General features: G+C 64.2%; 13 protein-coding genes. 8 read left to right on the top strand and 5 right to left on the bottom strand.

Translation table 11 applies throughout. The features are described 5' to 3' along the window. Positions 1-264 precede the first annotated feature (264 nt). The 6 genes from BM338_RS08830 (at position 265) to BM338_RS08855 (ending at position 10,362) form a co-directional block, all read left to right on the top strand. Positions 265-1,851 (top strand): collagen-like triple helix repeat-containing protein, encoded by a 1,587-nt coding sequence (locus BM338_RS08830; protein ID WP_177229277.1) that lies wholly within the window; start codon positions 265-267, stop codon positions 1,849-1,851. Between the two features lie 139 nt (positions 1,852-1,990). After that, positions 1,991-3,667, top strand: coding sequence for a ShlB/FhaC/HecB family hemolysin secretion/activation protein (locus BM338_RS08835; protein ID WP_090450520.1), 1,677 nt, complete (start codon positions 1,991-1,993; stop codon positions 3,665-3,667). Positions 3,668-3,808: 141 nt separating this feature from the next. Next, positions 3,809-5,107 carry a dicarboxylate/amino acid:cation symporter gene (locus BM338_RS08840; protein WP_090450521.1) on the top strand — a complete coding sequence of 433 codons (1,299 nt, stop codon included), beginning with the start codon at positions 3,809-3,811 and terminating at the stop codon, positions 5,105-5,107. 31 nt (positions 5,108-5,138) lie between these two features. Continuing rightward, entirely contained in the window at positions 5,139-6,311 is a 1,173-nt protein-coding gene (locus tag BM338_RS08845; RefSeq protein ID WP_090450522.1) for an OprO/OprP family phosphate-selective porin, read from the top strand. Between the two features lie 25 nt (positions 6,312-6,336). Further along, a complete protein-coding gene (locus BM338_RS08850; RefSeq protein WP_090450523.1) occupies positions 6,337-7,647 on the top strand; it encodes an MFS transporter in 1,311 nt (436 codons plus the stop codon). Positions 7,648-7,719: 72 nt separating this feature from the next. Beyond that, the gene (locus BM338_RS08855) at positions 7,720-10,362 is read left to right on the top strand and encodes a PAS-domain containing protein (protein WP_090451221.1); all 2,643 of its coding nucleotides are present in this window, start codon (positions 7,720-7,722) and stop codon (positions 10,360-10,362) included. Positions 10,363-10,740: 378 nt separating this feature from the next. Here BM338_RS08855 and BM338_RS08860 read toward each other — a convergent pair whose 3' ends face one another. Continuing rightward, positions 10,741-11,388, bottom strand: a complete 648-nt coding sequence (locus BM338_RS08860) for a response regulator (RefSeq protein ID WP_255367239.1) — start codon at positions 11,386-11,388, stop codon at positions 10,741-10,743. A 175-nt stretch (positions 11,389-11,563) separates the two neighbouring features. Here BM338_RS08860 and BM338_RS08865 point away from each other — a divergent pair, with 175 nt between their 5' ends. Further along, complete coding sequence (locus BM338_RS08865; protein WP_090450524.1) at positions 11,564-12,592, top strand: MerR family transcriptional regulator; 1,029 nt, start codon at positions 11,564-11,566, stop codon at positions 12,590-12,592. Positions 12,593-12,663: 71 nt separating this feature from the next. Here the strand turns inward: BM338_RS08865 and BM338_RS08870 are convergent, their stop codons facing one another. Both BM338_RS08870 and BM338_RS08875 read right to left on the bottom strand, forming a co-directional pair. After that, positions 12,664-13,650: a malate dehydrogenase gene (locus tag BM338_RS08870; protein ID WP_090450525.1), complete on the bottom strand. Its 987-nt coding sequence runs from the start codon at positions 13,648-13,650 to the stop codon at positions 12,664-12,666. An 82-nt stretch (positions 13,651-13,732) separates the two neighbouring features. Further along, positions 13,733-14,932, bottom strand: coding sequence for a pyridoxal phosphate-dependent aminotransferase (locus tag BM338_RS08875; RefSeq protein ID WP_090450526.1), 1,200 nt, complete (start codon positions 14,930-14,932; stop codon positions 13,733-13,735). A 253-nt stretch (positions 14,933-15,185) separates the two neighbouring features. On the opposite strand from BM338_RS08875, the gene BM338_RS08880 reads away from it, so the two are divergent. Further along, positions 15,186-15,443, top strand: a complete 258-nt coding sequence (locus BM338_RS08880; protein WP_090450527.1) for a GlsB/YeaQ/YmgE family stress response membrane protein — start codon at positions 15,186-15,188, stop codon at positions 15,441-15,443. A 57-nt stretch (positions 15,444-15,500) separates the two neighbouring features. Here BM338_RS08880 and BM338_RS08885 read toward each other — a convergent pair whose 3' ends face one another. Continuing rightward, positions 15,501-15,938 (bottom strand): YidB family protein, encoded by a 438-nt coding sequence (locus tag BM338_RS08885; RefSeq protein WP_090450528.1) that lies wholly within the window; start codon positions 15,936-15,938, stop codon positions 15,501-15,503. 156 nt (positions 15,939-16,094) lie between these two features. Beyond that, on the bottom strand, positions 16,095-16,604 hold the full coding sequence (locus BM338_RS08890) for a peptidylprolyl isomerase (protein ID WP_090450529.1): 510 nt from the start codon (positions 16,602-16,604) through the stop codon (positions 16,095-16,097). Between the last annotated feature and the right edge of the window lie 81 nt (positions 16,605-16,685).

Consider the following 16,685-nt stretch of genomic DNA (forward strand, 5'->3'; position numbering starts at 1 on the left):
AAGCACCGCAGACATCAAAAAAACATCCGTTTAGATACGCGGTTTTCACATTTAATCGCTAACTATGACTTCACCCAGTAAGGCGCCCCGGATGCTCTTTCCCGGCAGGGTGACCGACGCGCACCGCCACTGGGACAGGGGGGTGGCTGAATTTTCCCGAGCACCCTTATTTCTCCCTGCCCGATTTATCGGACAGGGGGATTTATGTGTTCTTCGCAGCCGCACTTGGACCACTCGGAAGCATTTCCCAGGAGAGAAATAGCCATGAGTAAGCGTCGTGTATATACCGCTCTAAAACAGACCCTACTCGTTACCTGCATGCTCGCCGCCGGCATCTCGCTTACGGCTTGCTCGGGTCACAGTTCCTACAAATCTTCCGCGGGCGGCAGCGCAGTCAGCCCAGGCGGCGCCGGCTCAGGAGACGGCGGCAGTGGTAGCGGCAGTGGTGGCAGTGGTTCGGGCGGAAGCGGCTCCGGTTCGGGTAGCGGTTCCGGTGGTTCGGGTTCCGGTGGTTCGGGCAGCGGCGGCTCCGGGAGTGGTTCCGGCTCCGGTGGCGGCTCGGGTAGCGGTTCCGGCTCGGGCGGTGGCTCGGGTTCCGGCTCCGGCGGCGGTACCGGTTCGGGCGGCGGCGGCACGGGCGGCGGCACGGGTTCGGGCGGCGGCACACCTGCGCCTTCGGGCGTGGTGGGCGCCGTGGCCACCGGCGGCGGCAATATCGTCTCCAGTGTCGGCGGTGCCGTATCCGGCATCGGCCAGCAGATCCCCAATCAGGGTTTGCTTGGCGGCAACAACGGTGTGACCCAGGGCCTATCGGGCGTCGTCGTCAACACCGGCGATGCGGTCAGCTCGCTCGGCGCGGGCGTCACTAACGGGCTCGGCCAGGTGGGCAATACCGCCAACCCGGTCGGCATTACGGCCCAGGGCGCAGGCAATGCCGTAGTCGATACGGGCGAGGCCGTGAGCAGTCTGGGTCAAACAGTGACCGCGGTGGGCGCATTCCAGGGCTCGCCGATCACGCCGATCACCTCGCTGTTAGGTAGCACGGTAACCACGGTGGGTAACAACGTCAGCGGCCTTGGCACCGGACTGAACTCGGCGCTTGGTCAGGGTCCGGGTAATCAGCTGACGCAGACGCTCAGCAACGTGGTGACTCCGCTTGCCACGCTCGGCCAGACCAGCGGCACCGGCACCGGTCCGAACAACCTGGTCGCCGATGTGTCGCGCGCGGCCGGTGCGACCGGCACCGGGTTGAGCACTAGCGTCACCGCGCTGGGCGCAACGCTCGCTGGTAGTTCATTGCCAGGTGGTCTGAACAACGGCACCGCGCAGGCTCTGGGCAATACCGTGCAGAACGTTGGTGGTGTGCTCGGCACTATCAGCAGTGGCGTCACCAACGGCCCCGGCCAGTCCCCCACCATCAGCAATCCAGTGGGCGTGGCTTTGACCAGTGTCGGCAGCGGCGTTATCGGCACCGGGACAACCGTAGGCAGCGTGGGAGCGGTAGTGAACAGTCTTAGCGGTGGACAGTTAGCGCCGCTCAGTCCGCTCACTAATACCGTGGCTGGTGTGACCACTGCGGTGGGCGCCACCGTGTCCAATGTCGGCACTGGCGTGACCAGCGCCGTCAACGGTCCGCTGCAGCCGATTACGCAAACGCTGAGCAACGTCGTGAATGGCGTGGCGAATGCGACCACCACCAATGCGGGCACTTCCGGCTTGTCCGGCGTGACCGGATTGCTTGGCGGTGTGACCGGCACCCTGGGCGGCACCTCGCTGACCGGAGGCTCAAGCAGTTCCGGCAGCAATAGCGACGGCGGCCTGCTCGGATTGGGCCTGTTGCGCAAACGGTAAGTCGATGCAGAGAGGCGGCCGCAAGGCCGCCTCTCTCTATGCACGCCGGCTTCTTCGATGACCGACGCGTCTGCTGCTGTGCGCCACGCGCAAAGTAGAAGCCGGTCGCCGCACGGGACAACACACAGGAGCATCAGGCATGAGGAGATGGGTGGTTCTCGCCACAACCGCGATGACGTCCGCCGTCAGCTGGGCACAGACACGCCCACCGGTCGCCAACCCACTACAAACCCTGCCGCGCGTCGAAGCACCGGCGCAACCCCGCGTCACGCTCAACGTGGAGCAACAGCGCAACGACCAGATGGCCGCGCTGATGGCCATCACGCTCACACCGTCGCGCGTCGACATCGGCGGGGTGCATTCGATTCCGTTCGAGCAGGTCGCCGCGCTGTTCAAACCGCTAACCGGCAAAAACGTACGCGTCGCCGATCTGGTAGCTGCGGCGGATGCCTGCACCAAGCTGTACCAGAAACACGATTACGCGCTCTCTTTTTGCTATATACCCGCACAGTCGTTCCAGAACGGCGTAGTCGTGGTCAATGTGGTCGAAGGCTATGTCGCTGCCGTCGAGGTGAGCGGCGACGCCGGCAACATGGAGCGCAAGATCCGCGCGATCGCGAGCCACATCACCAAGGATCGCCCCCTGCGCCGCAGCACTTTCGAGCGCTACATCCAGATACTCGGCATGCTGCCCGGCGCGGAGATCAAGGCCGACGTGCCGGCGCCGACCACTACCGATGGCGCCACGCACCTCAAGCTTTCGGTGAAGCGCAAGCGCTACAACATGAGCACCGGCATCGACACCAACCATCCCGGCGTGCAGGGCCTGTTCTCCGGCTCGCTCAGCGGAATGACACCACTGGCGGAACAGCTCAACGCCTCCGTGCTGTACCCACCCGGCCGCGGCTCGCAGAACTACTACGACGCCGGCTACGCGCAGATGGTCGGCTCCACTGGCCTGATGGGCCGGCTCAGCGGTTCGCACTACCACGGCAATCCCGATATCGATCAGCAGCTGCCTTCGTACCTGCGCCACCGGCTGACCCAGGACCGCGTCGACCTGAGCTTCAGTTATCCGCTGCTGCTGAGCTCCACACGCAGCCTGATGGCCAGCGCAGGCATCTACGGATCGAACCAGAGCGACAACTACTTCAACCGCATCAACGGCGCATCGCTGGTGCTGAAAACCGACGTGCGCGTGCTGCACGCGGAAGTGGATTTCACTCAGGCCGCAGTCAAACGCACTCGCAAGCTTGGCTTCGGCATCGCGCAGGGCCTGGACATGTGGGGCGCTGGCGCCACTTCGACCACCAATATCCCCGGCGCCATCGTGCTCAACCCGACCGACGTGCGCTTCACCCGCTACAACCTCAACGCGCTGCAGGCCGACACCTGGGGCGCACATGTCGGCACCGTGGTTTCGCTGGTCGGCCAGTACAGCCATTACCGCCTGCCGACCACCGAACAGATCAGCTTCGGCGGCCCGCGCTTCGGCCTCGGCTACGATCCGGGCGCGGTCTCCGGCGACAGCGGCTGGGGGGCGGCGCTGGAGGTCAACCGGCCATTCACGGTCAGCGCCAAATGGGTGAAAACCCTCACGCCCTACGTGCTTGGGCAGACCGCCCGCGTCTACGTCAACGGCAGCCATCTGCCCACCGATTCGCTGGGTACGGCGGCAGTCGGTCTGCGCCTCACCGATAGCAAGCACTACACCGTCGACATCTCCGCCGCGCAGCCGGTGGGCGACCGGCCACCCAACGACCGCTCGCGCAAGGTGCGCTACGACCTAGCGTTCTCCTATCAGCTGTTCCAGTAATCCGCCCCGAAGAGAAGCAGGAAGGGCGGCCATGAGCCGCCCTTCCTGCTTCCGTTACCCCGGCCGACTAGCCGGTATGTGTTATTTGCCCCCCGCCGCCCGGCTGACAAGCTCCCGGACCATATCGATCCGGGAACTGTCATGCGCGCCTTCTACCGCCACTTCTATTTCTGGGTGCTGGTCGCCATCGCCACGGGCGGGTTGATCGGCCACTACTTTCCGGACACCGGCGTGGCGCTCAAGCCGCTGGGCGACGGCTTTATCGCGCTGGTGAAGATGCTGATCGGGCCGATCATCTTCCTCACCGTGGTACTCGGCATTGCCGGCGTATCGGACGTGAAGAAGGTCGGCCGCGTCGGCGCCAAGGCGATTCTCTATTTCGAGGTGGTCTCCAGCTTTGCGCTGGTGATCGGCCTGGTGGTGGTCAACACGCTCAAGCCCGGCGCCGGCTTCAACGCCACACCGGCTTCGCTCGACGCCGCCGCGGTGAGCAAGTACGCCAACGCCGCGCACGAGCAAGGCACCGTGCAGTTCCTGCTGCACCTGATCCCCAAGACCTTCACCGATGCCTTCAGCGGCGACGGCGATCTGCTGCAGGTGTTGCTGCTGGCCTTGCTGTTCGGCTTTGCCATGATCCATGTCGGCGAACGCGCCAAGCCGGTACTGAATCTGCTGGAAGCACTATCGAAAGTGTTCTTCCGCATCATGGGCATGATCATGCGTCTGGCGCCACTCGGTGCGATGGGCGCCATGGCCTTCACCATCGGCAAGTACGGCGTGCACAGCCTGGGCCCGCTGCTGAAGCTGATGGGCAGCTTCTATCTCGCCTGCATCCTGTTCGTGGTGATCGTGCTGGGCGCGATCGCGCGCGCCACCGGCTTCAGCATCTTCAAATTCCTGCGCTACATCCGCGACGAACTGCTGCTGGTGCTCGGCACCTCGTCGTCGGAATCCGCGCTGGTGCCGCTGATGCAGAAGCTCGAACGCCTCGGCTGCTCCAAGTCGGTGGTCGGCCTAGTGGTGCCCAGCGGCTATTCGTTCAACCTGGACGGCACCAACATCTACCTGACCATGGCCGCGATCTTCGTGGCGCAGGCGCTCAACGTGGAGCTGACGCTGACGCAGGAACTCACCCTGCTCGCGGTCGCCATGCTTACCTCGAAGGGTGCATCCGGCGTGACCGGTGCCGGCTTTATCACGCTAGCAGCGACCCTGGCCGTGGTGCCTTCAGTACCGGTGGCCGGGCTGTCGCTGATCCTCGGCATCGACCGCTTCATGAGCGAAGCGCGCGCGCTCACCAACATCATCGGCAACGGCGTGGCCACCGTGGTGGTCTCGCACTGGGAGAAGGAACTCGACCACGCCAGCCTGCAGGCCGCGCTCAACGGCCGCCCGCTTTCGCCCACCGACGAACCTTCCTTGATCGCCGACGCCAGCTGAGCGCCGGTCTCTTTCCCATACCGAGGCTGCTATGAAATCCATCCACGGGATCATGTTGTGCACGCTGGGCTTGAGCCTGACCGTCGGCGCGCAGGCCGCCGACATCAACAACTGGCCGATCAAATACACCACGTCCGATGGCACCGAATGGAGCCTCTACGGCAACTATCAGTACGACATGACCGATGTGCGCCATAGCAACGCTATCGAGGATTCGAGCACCAACCGGCGCAAGGAATTCGGTTTTACCGTACGCAAGAAAGGCGAGTGGGACGCCATCGTCTATTTCGATTTCCAGTCGAAGCTGTGGCTGGATGCGTACTGGCGCGTGGATAGCAAATGGCTGTTCGGCGAGGACTACGGCAAGTTCCGCTTCGGCTACAGCAAGATGCCCGTCGGCTTCGAAGGTGTCACCGTCTCCCGCGCAGACAGCTTCATCGAGCTCGCGCTGCCGCTGGGCGCGTTCTACGAAACGCGCCGCACCGGCGTCGACTGGGCGCTGGAGCGTCCGCAGTATCTGATCAACGTGGGTTACTACTTCGGCCAGGATCTGCAGGGCGACAACCACGGCACGACCACCGCTGCACGCGTCGCGTGGACGCCACTCAAAGCCGAAGGTAACGTCGTGCATCTGGGTGTCTCCGCTTCGCTCGAACGTCCGCAGGGCAGCACCGATGGGCGCGACGTGTATCACCCGCCCGCTGCACGCTGGCGCGCACGCCCCGAGGACGGACTGACCGATGTGCGGCTGGTCGATACCGGAACGCTGAGCCACGTCGACAGCAATCGCCGCCTCGGCCTGGAAGGGCTGTGGATCCATGGCCCGCTCTCCGTGCAAGGCGAATACCTGCAGGCGCATACCGAGCGCAGTGAAGGCTTGCCCAGCTACGCCGCGGATGGCTACTACGTGTTCGGCAGCTATGTGCTGACTGGCGAATCGCGCCCCTACGCCGCCGGCAACGTCAACAACCTCAAGCCGCGCAACCTGTGGGGAGCGGTGGAACTGCTGGTGCGTTACAGCTCGCTCGACCTGGATCACGGCACCGTCCACGGCGGCCGCGAGCACGACCTGACCTTCGGTGCCAACTGGTACCTCACCCAGCACCTCAAGTTCCAGGCGAACTACGTGCAGGTGCATGCCACCCGTCTCGGCAAACGGCAGGACCCGGACATCATGGAACTGCGCGCGCAGGTCTACTTCTAAGTCGCGCAGCTAACGGAGCAAGCCCATGAGCAGCACTACTTCGGACGCCGTCGCTGCACGCGCACCCGCCATGTCGGCCGGCAAGCGCCTGCGCTCGATCTTCAGCGGCTCGGTCGGCAACCTGGTCGAGTGGTACGACTGGTACGTGTACTCGGCGTTCTCGCTGTACTTCGCCCATGCGTTCTTTCCCGAGGGAGACCAGACCACGCAATTGCTCAATACCTCAGCGATCTTTGCCGTGGGTTTCCTGATGCGCCCACTTGGCGGCTGGCTGCTGGGCACCTTCGCCGACCGCCGGGGACGCAAGGCGGCGCTGTTGCTTTCGGTGTTCATGATGAGCCTGGGCTCGCTGATCATCGGCCTTACACCGAGCTATCAACACATCGGCATGGCCGCACCGGTTCTGCTGATCGTCGCGCGTCTGTTGCAGGGTTTGTCGATCGGTGGCGAATACGGCACCTCGGCCACGTATCTGAGCGAGATGGCGCCGCGCGAGAGCCGCGGTTTCTGGTCGAGCATCCAGTACGTAACCCTGGTGGCCGGCCAGTTGATCGCGCTGGCGCTGCTGATGGTGCTGCAGCAATTCGTACTTACGCCCGAGCAGTTGCATAGCTGGGGCTGGCGCATCCCGTTCCTGATCGGCGCGCTGCTCGCGGTGATCGCCGTACTGATCCGCCGCAGCATGGACGAGACCGCCTCGTTCAAGAAAACAAAACCGCTGGAAAGCCCGCTGCGCACCTTGCTGCGGCATCCGCGCCAGGTACTGACGGTGATCGGCCTGACCATGGGCGGTACACTGGCCTTCTATACCTACACCACCTACATGCAGAAGTACCTGGTGAATTCGGTAGGCATGAGCAAGGACGACGCCACTTCGGTGTCTACCGCGGCGCTGTTCGTCTATGCGTTGCTGCAGCCGGTGTTCGGTGCGCTATCGGATCGCATCGGTCGCCGTCCGCTCTTGATCGGCTTCGGCGTACTTGGCTCGCTGCTCACCTATCCCATCCTGTCCACATTGAAAGAGGCTCACGACTGGTGGCAGGCGTTCGGCCTGATCATGGTGGCGCTGGTGATCGTGAGCGGGTACACCTCGATCAACGCGGTGGTAAAGGCCGAGCTGTTCCCCACCGAGATCCGCGCGATCGGCGTCGGCCTGCCCTACGCACTGGCCCTGTCGGTATTCGGCGGCACCGCCGAGTACGTGGCGCTGTGGTTCAAGAAGATCGGCCACGAGGATTACTTCTACTGGTACGTGACGGCCTGCATCGCCTGCTCCCTGCTGGTATACATTGGCATGCGCGATACCCGGCGGCATTCGCGCATCGTCGAGGACTGAATGCGCCACCGGCGCACGGTGGGAAAGGAAGCCAACCCGCCAGAGTTTGCGCAGGCGCCTTTCCCTTTTCCCATGGCCATCACGTTCCGTCACGGCAAGACCGTCGCTATCGCCGCGTTGCTCGCCGCGGTCATGGCGCTGTCGGCATGGCTGGCCTACCGCATCGCGCTGCGCTACACGCTGGGTAATCTGGCCAGCGAGAACAGCCAGCAGTTGCAACTTCATTCGCTGGCCCTGCAACGGCTGATCGACCGCTATCGCGTGCTGCCCGGCACGCTCGCGCTCGATCCTGAATTACGCGATGCGCTGATTCACCCGCCGAACGCTACGGGGGTGCAGTACCTCAACCTGAAGCTCGAGCACGCCAACGGCATCACCCACGCTTCCACACTGACGTTGCTGGATCGCAACGGTCTGGCTATTGCCGCCAACAACTGGCGCGAGCCGGGCAGCAATGTCGGGCATCGCTACGATTTCCGTCCGTACTTCCAGCAGGCCATCGCCAACGGTACCGGCACCTTCTACGCCATCGGCGTATCCACCCATGTGGCCGGGTACTTCATCGCCGAGGCGGTGAAGGATGCCAAAGGCGACACGCTCGGCGTGGTCTCGGTCAAGGTGCCGCTGGGCGAGTTGGCGCGCGAATGGCTGCGCGGCCAGGGCACGCTGCTACTGAGCGACAGTGCCGATGTCGTCTTCCTCAGCAGCAAGCACGAGTGGGATTACCGCGAACTGGCCCCTTTAAAACAGACCGATGCCGCGCGCCTGGAGAGCACCCGGCAATACGAAGGCGAGCATCTGCAGCCCGCCCACTATCGAACCTTGCGTACGCTGGACGACGGCGGCCGGCTGGTGCGGGTCGATGCACCGGCGACGCGGCCGCCGATGCTGTGGAGTTCGCTAAAGCTGCCGCTGGAAGGCTGGACCCTGCATCTGCTGCGCGATGCCTCAGGCAGCCTTGCCGCTGCCCGCGTTGCCGCCGCGCTGGCCGCCGCCGGCTGGGCGCCATTGATCTTGCTCGGCCTGTTTTTGCAGCAGCGTCGTCGCCTAGTGCAACACCGCATGCAGAGCCGCGCTGAATTGGAACGGTTGGTCACCCACTACACCGGCGAGCTGCGCTCGGCGCAGGACAGTGTGGTGCAAGCGGCGCAGGCGGCGGCCGGCCACAACGCCAGTCTGGAACATCTGCCACAAGGCGTCAGCGTGGTGGATGCGGACCTGCACCTAGTTGCATGGAACAGCCGCTACGAGGAGATCTTCAAATTTCCTCCGGGCCTGCTCAAGGTCGGCAAACCGATCGAGGACGTGCTGCGCTACAACGCGCGCCGCGGCCTGCTCGGCCCCGGTTCGGTGGAGGAAGCGATCCAGCGCCGCCTCGATCACATGCGCGGCGGCTCGGCGCACATGTTCGAGCGCGAACGGCCGGACGGCAGCGTGCTGGAGATCCGCGGCAATCCGTTGCCCGGCGGCGGTTTCGTCACCAGCTTCGCCGACATCACCGCCTACAAGGCAGCGGCGCGCGACCTGCGCAACCTCGCTACCACGCTGGAACAGCGCATCGAAGAACGCACGCGCGATCTCGAAGCGGCCAAGGCCGAAGCGGAACGCGCCAACCGCAGCAAGACCCGCTTCGTTGCCGCCGCCGTGCATGACTTGCTGCAACCGCTGAATGCCGCACGCATGTACGTCGGCGCACTACGCGGCCGTCTTACGCAGAACGATAGCCGCGAACTTGCCGATCGCGTGGAGCGCGCACTGGAAGCGCAGGACGATCTGCTGGCCAGCCTGCTCGATATCGCCCAACTCGAAGCCGGTGCACTGCAAGCCAAGCCCGTCGACCTGCCATTGGAGCCGCTGCTGACCGGTCTGGCACGCCAGTTCGGCATTCTCGCGCAGGCACGCGGCCTCACCCTGCGCTATGTACCGGCACACATGGTGGTGCACAGCGATCCGCTGCTGCTGCGGCGGATCCTGCAGAACTTCCTTTCCAACGCGATTCATTACACGCCGCAAGGGCACGTATTGCTGGGCTGCCGCCGCGACGGCGATCAGGTGCGTATCGAAGTGTGGGATACCGGCGTGGGCATTCCGCCGGCCAAGCAGCAAGCAATCTTCGAGGAGTTCCGCCGGCTGGATACGGGTATCGATCGCGATGGCCGCAGCGCTGGCCTCGGCCTGTCGATCGTCGACCGTATCGCGCGCCTGCTCGGCCATCGGATTGGCCTGCGGTCGCAGCCGGATCGTGGCAGCGTGTTTTCGGTGAGCGTGCCGCTTGGTGATCCGGCTGGCGTGGCGGCGCGCGAACCAGTCGCCACCGCGACCGATGATGAATCGCCGCTGCGCGGCTGCCGCGTGTGGTGCATCGACGATGCTCCGCAGGTGCGCGACGCCACCCTGGCACTGTTGCGTCACTGGGGTTGCGAAGCCACCCTGGCCGATGGGTCCGCGCAAGCGCTGCTACTCGCACGCGAAGGTGAGCCACCGGATCTTCTGCTGCTCGACTATCAGCTCGGCGATAGCACGGGTCTGGAATTATTGCCGCGACTGACCGAATGCTGGGGCAGCCAACCGCCGACCATTGTGCTGTCGGCGCAGAAGGATGCGGATACCCGTGCGCGTGTGCAGGCTGCTGGTCTGCGCTTTTTGCCCAAGCCGGCGACGCCGGCGGCATTGCGCGCGTTGATGTCGCAGTTGTTGTTGGCGAGTGCGCGTTGACGAAGCACCGTTTCTGCCATTTTGGCCGGCGAGTTCAGATGCATGATTTGTCGCTCGGCAATCGACGCGTTACTGCGGCCTGGCCGCTTATGCAGCGGGCATTTCGGACGCCTGCCGGCGCCCGAGTCACTTTCTCTTTGCTGACCCAAAGAGAAAGTAACCAAAGAGAAATGGTCGAAAGAGCGCGACGTGCTTTGTAGCTACGCATCCCCCAGTGTCAGACGTCGGGTTTGCTCTTGCCCCCTCCCCTGCTCGCAGGGGAGGGTTGGGGAGGGGTGAGTACTTGAGAAAGCGTATCGGGAGAGGTTTTCTCAAGGGCTTACCCCCTCCCAACCTCCCTCTGCTTGCAGGGGGAGGAGAAACCCATCAGGCAGCCATTCAATCCAACCCACTACTCGGCGACTCATCCAGATCCAGCGACTTCACCAACACTGCCGCCTGCGTCCGCGAACGGCAATCGAGTTTGCGCAGCACCGCGGTGACGTGAATCTTCACCGTGTTCTCGGCCAGCCCCAGCTGATCGGCAATCTGCTTGTTGAGCAAACCTTCGGCGAGCAGCATCAGTACTCGCAATTGCTGCGGCGTGAGTTGCGCCAGCTTGGCCGCGAGTGCAGCGTCCTGTTCACTGCGTTCCGCCTTCTCGGCGGCGAACCAGCTGCCGCCCGCCAGCACTTCGCGCACGGCGTCGCCGAGCGTCCCCACCGGCGCCGATTTGGAAACGAAACCGGTCGCGCCGAACTGCTGCGCGCGGCGCACCGTGCGCGGATGGTCGTTGGAGGAAATCACAATGACCGGCACTTCGGGGCGTTCGCCGCGCAACAGCACCAGCGAGGAAAAGCCCATCGCGCCCGGCATGGCCAGATCCAGCAGCACCAGGTCGATATCGGGTTGTTCGGCCAGCACGTTTTCGACAGCGCTCTGGCTCGCCGCTTCGATCATCCGTGCGCCGGGCAGCGCTTCGCGCAGCGCCTGCAGCATGGCTGCGCGGAACATCGGATGATCGTCGGCGACAAGAATGGTTTGCACGGTTTATCCCATCGGATCGAGTAGATCGATCGCCATCGGCAGCCCGTTGCCCGTCGCGTTCGGCTGGATGCGATCAGCGTGTTTTAGCAGAGGCTCGCATCCACGGCTATCGGGATGCTTGACCCTTACGTAACGTAAGGCCCCAGTGTCCCATCCCGCACCGAAGGAGAACCCCATGCAGCTGACCGTTGGCGAACTTGCGCGGCGTTCCGGGCTGACTGTCCGCACGCTGCATCACTACGACGCCATCGGCCTGCTGAAGCCCTCGGTGCGCTCCGCCGCCGGTTATCGACTTTACGATCGGGCGAACATCGAACGCCTGCATCGTATCCAGGCCCTGCGCCAATTGGGGCTGTCGCTGACCGATATCGGAGACGCCCTGTCCGGGCCGCAAGCGCCGCTTCCCGAGGTGATCGATCGCCAGATCGCCCACCTCGATCGCGAGCTGGCCAAAGCCGCGCTGCTGCGCGAGCGGCTGCATCGGCTGCGCGCGCAGCTGATCGCCGGACAGTCCCCCGACCTGGCCGATTGGCTGGACACGCTCGAGACCATGACCATGTACGAGAAGTATTTTTCTCCCGACGAACTGAAGACCCTGCCACTGCACACCGACCCCGACGTACTGCCCGAATGGAGTGCGCTGATCACTGCAGTGCAAGCGGCGATGGACCGTGGCGCGACCGCGCACGACGCCGACGTGCAACTGCTGGCACTGAGTTGGATGACGATGGTAGGGCGCGCCACTGGCAATAATCCCGCCTTCCTGATGCGGCTTCACGCCATTAACGAACAAGAACCGACCATGCGTGCGCGCAGCGGCATTACCCAGGAGCTGGAACGGTTCGTGGAACGGGCGGTGATCGCAGCGCGGCTGACCATCTTCGCCCGCTATCTGGATGCGCAGGAAATGGAACGCATGCATGCGCACTACGGTGCGCAGATGTACGCCTGGCCGGCGCTGATCGCCGAATTGCGCGGCGCCATGGCTGACGCGCTCCCTCCCGACCATCCACACGTACAGGCCAAGGCACGGCGTTGGATGGAGTTGTTTCGCGCGTACGCCGGGGACGATCCGGTCACGCATGCGCGCATCCGCGAGGCCTACGCGAAGGAGCCGGACCTGCGTGGCGGCAGCGCGGTAGACGACCAGCTACTGGCCTATGTCCGCAACGCGTGGGAAAGCTCGCAGCGCGCAACTCATTGAGCCGCTGCTGGGTGGCCCAAACGAAGAAGGGCGGCCAAAGCCGCCCTTCTCTACTTCGAGGCCGAAGCGGCTTACTTCTTGGCGAACAGGTGCTCGACGCCGGCGCGCTCTTCGCGCAGTTCCTTGTCGGTGGCGTCCATGCGGACGCGCGAGAAGTCGTTGATCGCCAGGCCCTGCACGATTTCGTACTTACCGTTCTTCACCGTCACCGGGTAGCCGTAGATCACGCCTGCGGCGATGCCATATGAACCGTCGGACGGGATGCCCATCGACGCCCAATCGCCTTCCGCCGTACCCAGTGCCCAGGTGCGCATGTGATCGATGGCGGCCGATGCGGCCGACGCGGCCGAGGAAGCACCGCGCGCTTTGATGATCGCGGCGCCACGCTGCTGCACGGTCGGAATGAAGTCACTCTCATACCAGGCCTGGTCGACCAGCGACAGCGCCGCCTTGCCGTCGACGGTGGCGTGGTGCAGGTCCGGATACTGGGTGGAGCTGTGGTTGCCCCAGATGGTCATCTTCTTAATGTCGGTGGAATGCTTGCCGGTCTTCTCGGCCAGCTGCGACAGCGCGCGATTGTGGTCGAGGCGGACCATCGCGGTGAAGCACTTCGGATCGAGGTCCGGAGCGTTCTGCTGCGCGATCAGCGCATTGGTGTTGGCCGGGTTGCCGACCACCAGCACCTTGACGTCACGCTTGGCGTGATCGTTCAGTGCCTTGCCCTGTGGGCCGAAGATGGCGCCGTTGGCTTCGAGCAGATCCTTGCGCTCCATGCCCGGGCCGCGCGGACGCGCGCCGACCAGCAGTGCGTAGTCGACATCCTTGAAGGCAACGTTGACGTCGTCGGTGGCGACCACGCCGGCCAGCGTCGGGAATGCGCAGTCATTGAGCTCCATCACCACGCCCTGCAGCGACGGCAGCGCCGGGGTGATTTCGAGCAGGTGCAGGATCACCGGCTGGTCCGAGCCGAGCATGTCGCCGGCGGCAATGCGGAACAGCAGGGCATAACCGATCTGGCCGGCTGCGCCGGTAACGGCAACGCGAACGGGGGCTTTCATCACTTCCACTCCTTCAGAGACAAGGTGGGCCTTGCCCACCGAATGTTGTTGGGCGGGCCGTGAGACCCACCGTTGCAATGGATCAGGTCAGTTCGGCAAAGAAGGCCTGAATGCGCTTCAGACCAGGCTCCAACTGTGCCGTGGGACAGGTATAGGAAATGCGCATGGCGCGCGGCTCACCGAAGGCCGAGCCCGGCACGCAGGCCACGCCGGTGGCTTCCAGCAGCGCCGCGCAGAACTCCACGTCGTTGCCGATCTTCACGCCGTTGTGGCTCTTGCCGAAGGCCACCGAAATATCCGGGAACGCATAGAACGCACCCTGCGGACGCGGACACACCACGCCGGGGATCGCGCTGAGCGCGGCCACCACGATGTCGCGCTTGCCGGCGAACTCCTTGCACTTGGCCTGCGGTACATCCTGCGGACCGCCGAACGCCGCCACTGCCGCGGCCGTGATCACTTCCGGCACGCTGGTGATGTGGTTGGAGTTGAGCGTGGTGATGGCCTTCGCCACCGCTTCGGGACCAGCGATCAAACCCACTCGCCAACCCGGCATGCCGTAGGTCTTGGACACGGAGTCGACAAAGATCAAGCGATCACGCAGCTCGGGGCGCGCGAACACGAAGTTGTGATAACCGATGCCATCGAACACCATCGAGTTGTAGATGTCGTCGGTGACGATCCAGGTCTCGGGATACTTCGCCAGCACATCGGCCAGCGCCGCGATTTCTTCGCGCGTGTACACCATGCCCGTCGGGTTGGATGGGTTGTTGAACAGGAACACCTTGGGCTTGCGCTGCAGCGCGTCTTCGAGCTGCGCGGTGGTGAGCTTGTAGTGCTGCTCCGGCCCGCAATGCATCACGTTGACCTTGGCGCCAACGATGTCCGCGATGTCGTGATATGTGGTCCAGTACGGCGCGGCGAAGCAGATCTCGTCGCCTTCGTTGAGCAGCGCCTCGGCCAGGTTGTACAGCACCTGCTTGGCGCCGATGCCTATGGAGAGGTTGTTGCGGCCATAACCACTGAAACCGAGCGCTTCGATGTGCTTCAGAAACGCATCCAACAGCGGCTCCGCACCGCGGTTGCTGCCGTACTGACCGGAATCGTGCGAGAGCGCTTCGCGCGCCGCGGCGTACACATGTTCGCCGGGAAGAAAATTGGGAACGCCGATCGAGAAGCTGATGATGTCGCGACCGGCAGCCTTGAGCTGCTTGGCCTTTTCGGCGATGACCATGATCGCGCTGGGCTTGGCGCGACCGACACGCTGGGCGAGCTGGGGCATGACTTCCTCTGGTTCGGGGGACGGAGGTAGCAAACCTCACGATTTTAGCATGCGGCGGCGCGTCATCCGGCAGGGCCGCAAAACCTTGCGCGACAAGGGAATACCCGGTGCATTCCATGCGCGGGCCATGCATGATGCGCACACTGCCGGTGGCTCCGGATCGATCGGGACCGGGGGTAGCGGGCCAACAGGATGCCGGGCCCGCCAGTCGTACTCAGGAGACCTTCCCAACGCTCACAGAGGACACACGGATATGCATTGGCTCTGGGTATTAATCGTCGGTCTGGTTGTAGGTCTGATTGCCAAGGCCATCATGCCGGGCAAGGATCCGGGCGGCTTCATCATTACCGCCATCCTCGGCATCGTCGGCTCCATCCTCTCCACCTTCATCGGTGAGAAGCTCGGCCTCTGGGGAGAGACGGGCTTGGTGCATTTCCTCGGGTCGATCGCAGGCGCCATCGTGCTGCTGCTGATCTATCACTTCTTCAAGCGCAATTCCGCGTCGTCCTGACAACGCGCGATGTCGGCGGAGCCTTGCGCTCCGCCGACTGTCATCCGTTCCGGCAGTTCAGGCCGTCTTGCCGCCGAACAACTTGCCGGCGAGTCCGATCAGCGAACCCACGTCGAGGCCGCTACCGGCCTGCGGCACTTGGCCGTCCGGCGTCATATGGTCCACCGCGTGCGGCAGTACCTGCGCCAGGCCACCCAACAGCTGGCCCGGGTCCACGCCGAGCTTGCCGGCGGCGTCCTGCAGGACCGAGCCGAGGCCGCCGTTCTGCAGCGCCTGACCAAGCTGGTCGCCTGACACCGGCTGATTCGCCCCGGTACCTACCCAGGACTGCACCGCATCGCCCAGCCCATGCTGCTGGAGTGTGCTGACCAGCCCGCCCACACCGCCCGCCTGTTGGATCAGCTGGCCTGCAATCTCGATGAGCTGGTTGCCGCCCTGCGCGCTTTGTCCCTGACCCTGGCCCAAGAGGCCGCCTAACGTATCGAGCAACGACATACGTGTTCTCCTAGAAAAGTGATGACCCCACGGCGCATCGCTTGCGCAGCCGCGCGATTCTAGGCCAGCCACCTGCATCCACATGTGACGGCACCGTTAACGAAAAAAGCCGCCGTCCTCGCGGACAGCGGCTTTTCAGCCTTGCAGCGCTCAGCCTTAGCCGCGCTGGTCGAGCACCGTGTTCCATTCCTTGACGCGATCGACCTGGGCAGCCAGCAGCGCGTCCACATCGCCCTCGACGACGACCTTCTCGATCACGTCGCCCTGGTGGATTGCATTCACCACGGCCAGGTCGCCCTCGCTCAGCACTTCGCCGAACACGCTGTGCTTGCCGTCCAGCCACGGCGTGGCGCCATGGGTGATGAAGAACTGGCTGCCGTTGGTGCGCGGACCGGCATTGGCCATCGACAGCACGCCCGGCTTGTCATGGCGCAGCGACGGGTTGAACTCGTCCTCGAACTTGTAGCCCGGACCACCGCGGCCGCTGCCCTCCGGGCACCCCCCCTGGATCATGAAGTCGTTGATCACGCGATGGAACGACAGGCCGTCGTAATAGCCGCGGCGCGCGAGGTTCACAAAGCTGGCCACCGTCACCGGCACCTTGTCGTCATGCAGGCGCAGGTGAATCGGACCCTTGGTGGTGTTGAGGGTAACGTTGATGCTCATCGGACTTCCTTCGGCTATCGGAACGGCGCGACGCCAGCGAGCGCCACACGGGGGCCGCAAAGGATACCCCAGCAAGCCACA

It is taken from the genome of Dyella sp. OK004 (assembly GCF_900114495.1).
Lineage (GTDB): Bacteria > Pseudomonadota > Gammaproteobacteria > Xanthomonadales > Rhodanobacteraceae > Dyella_D.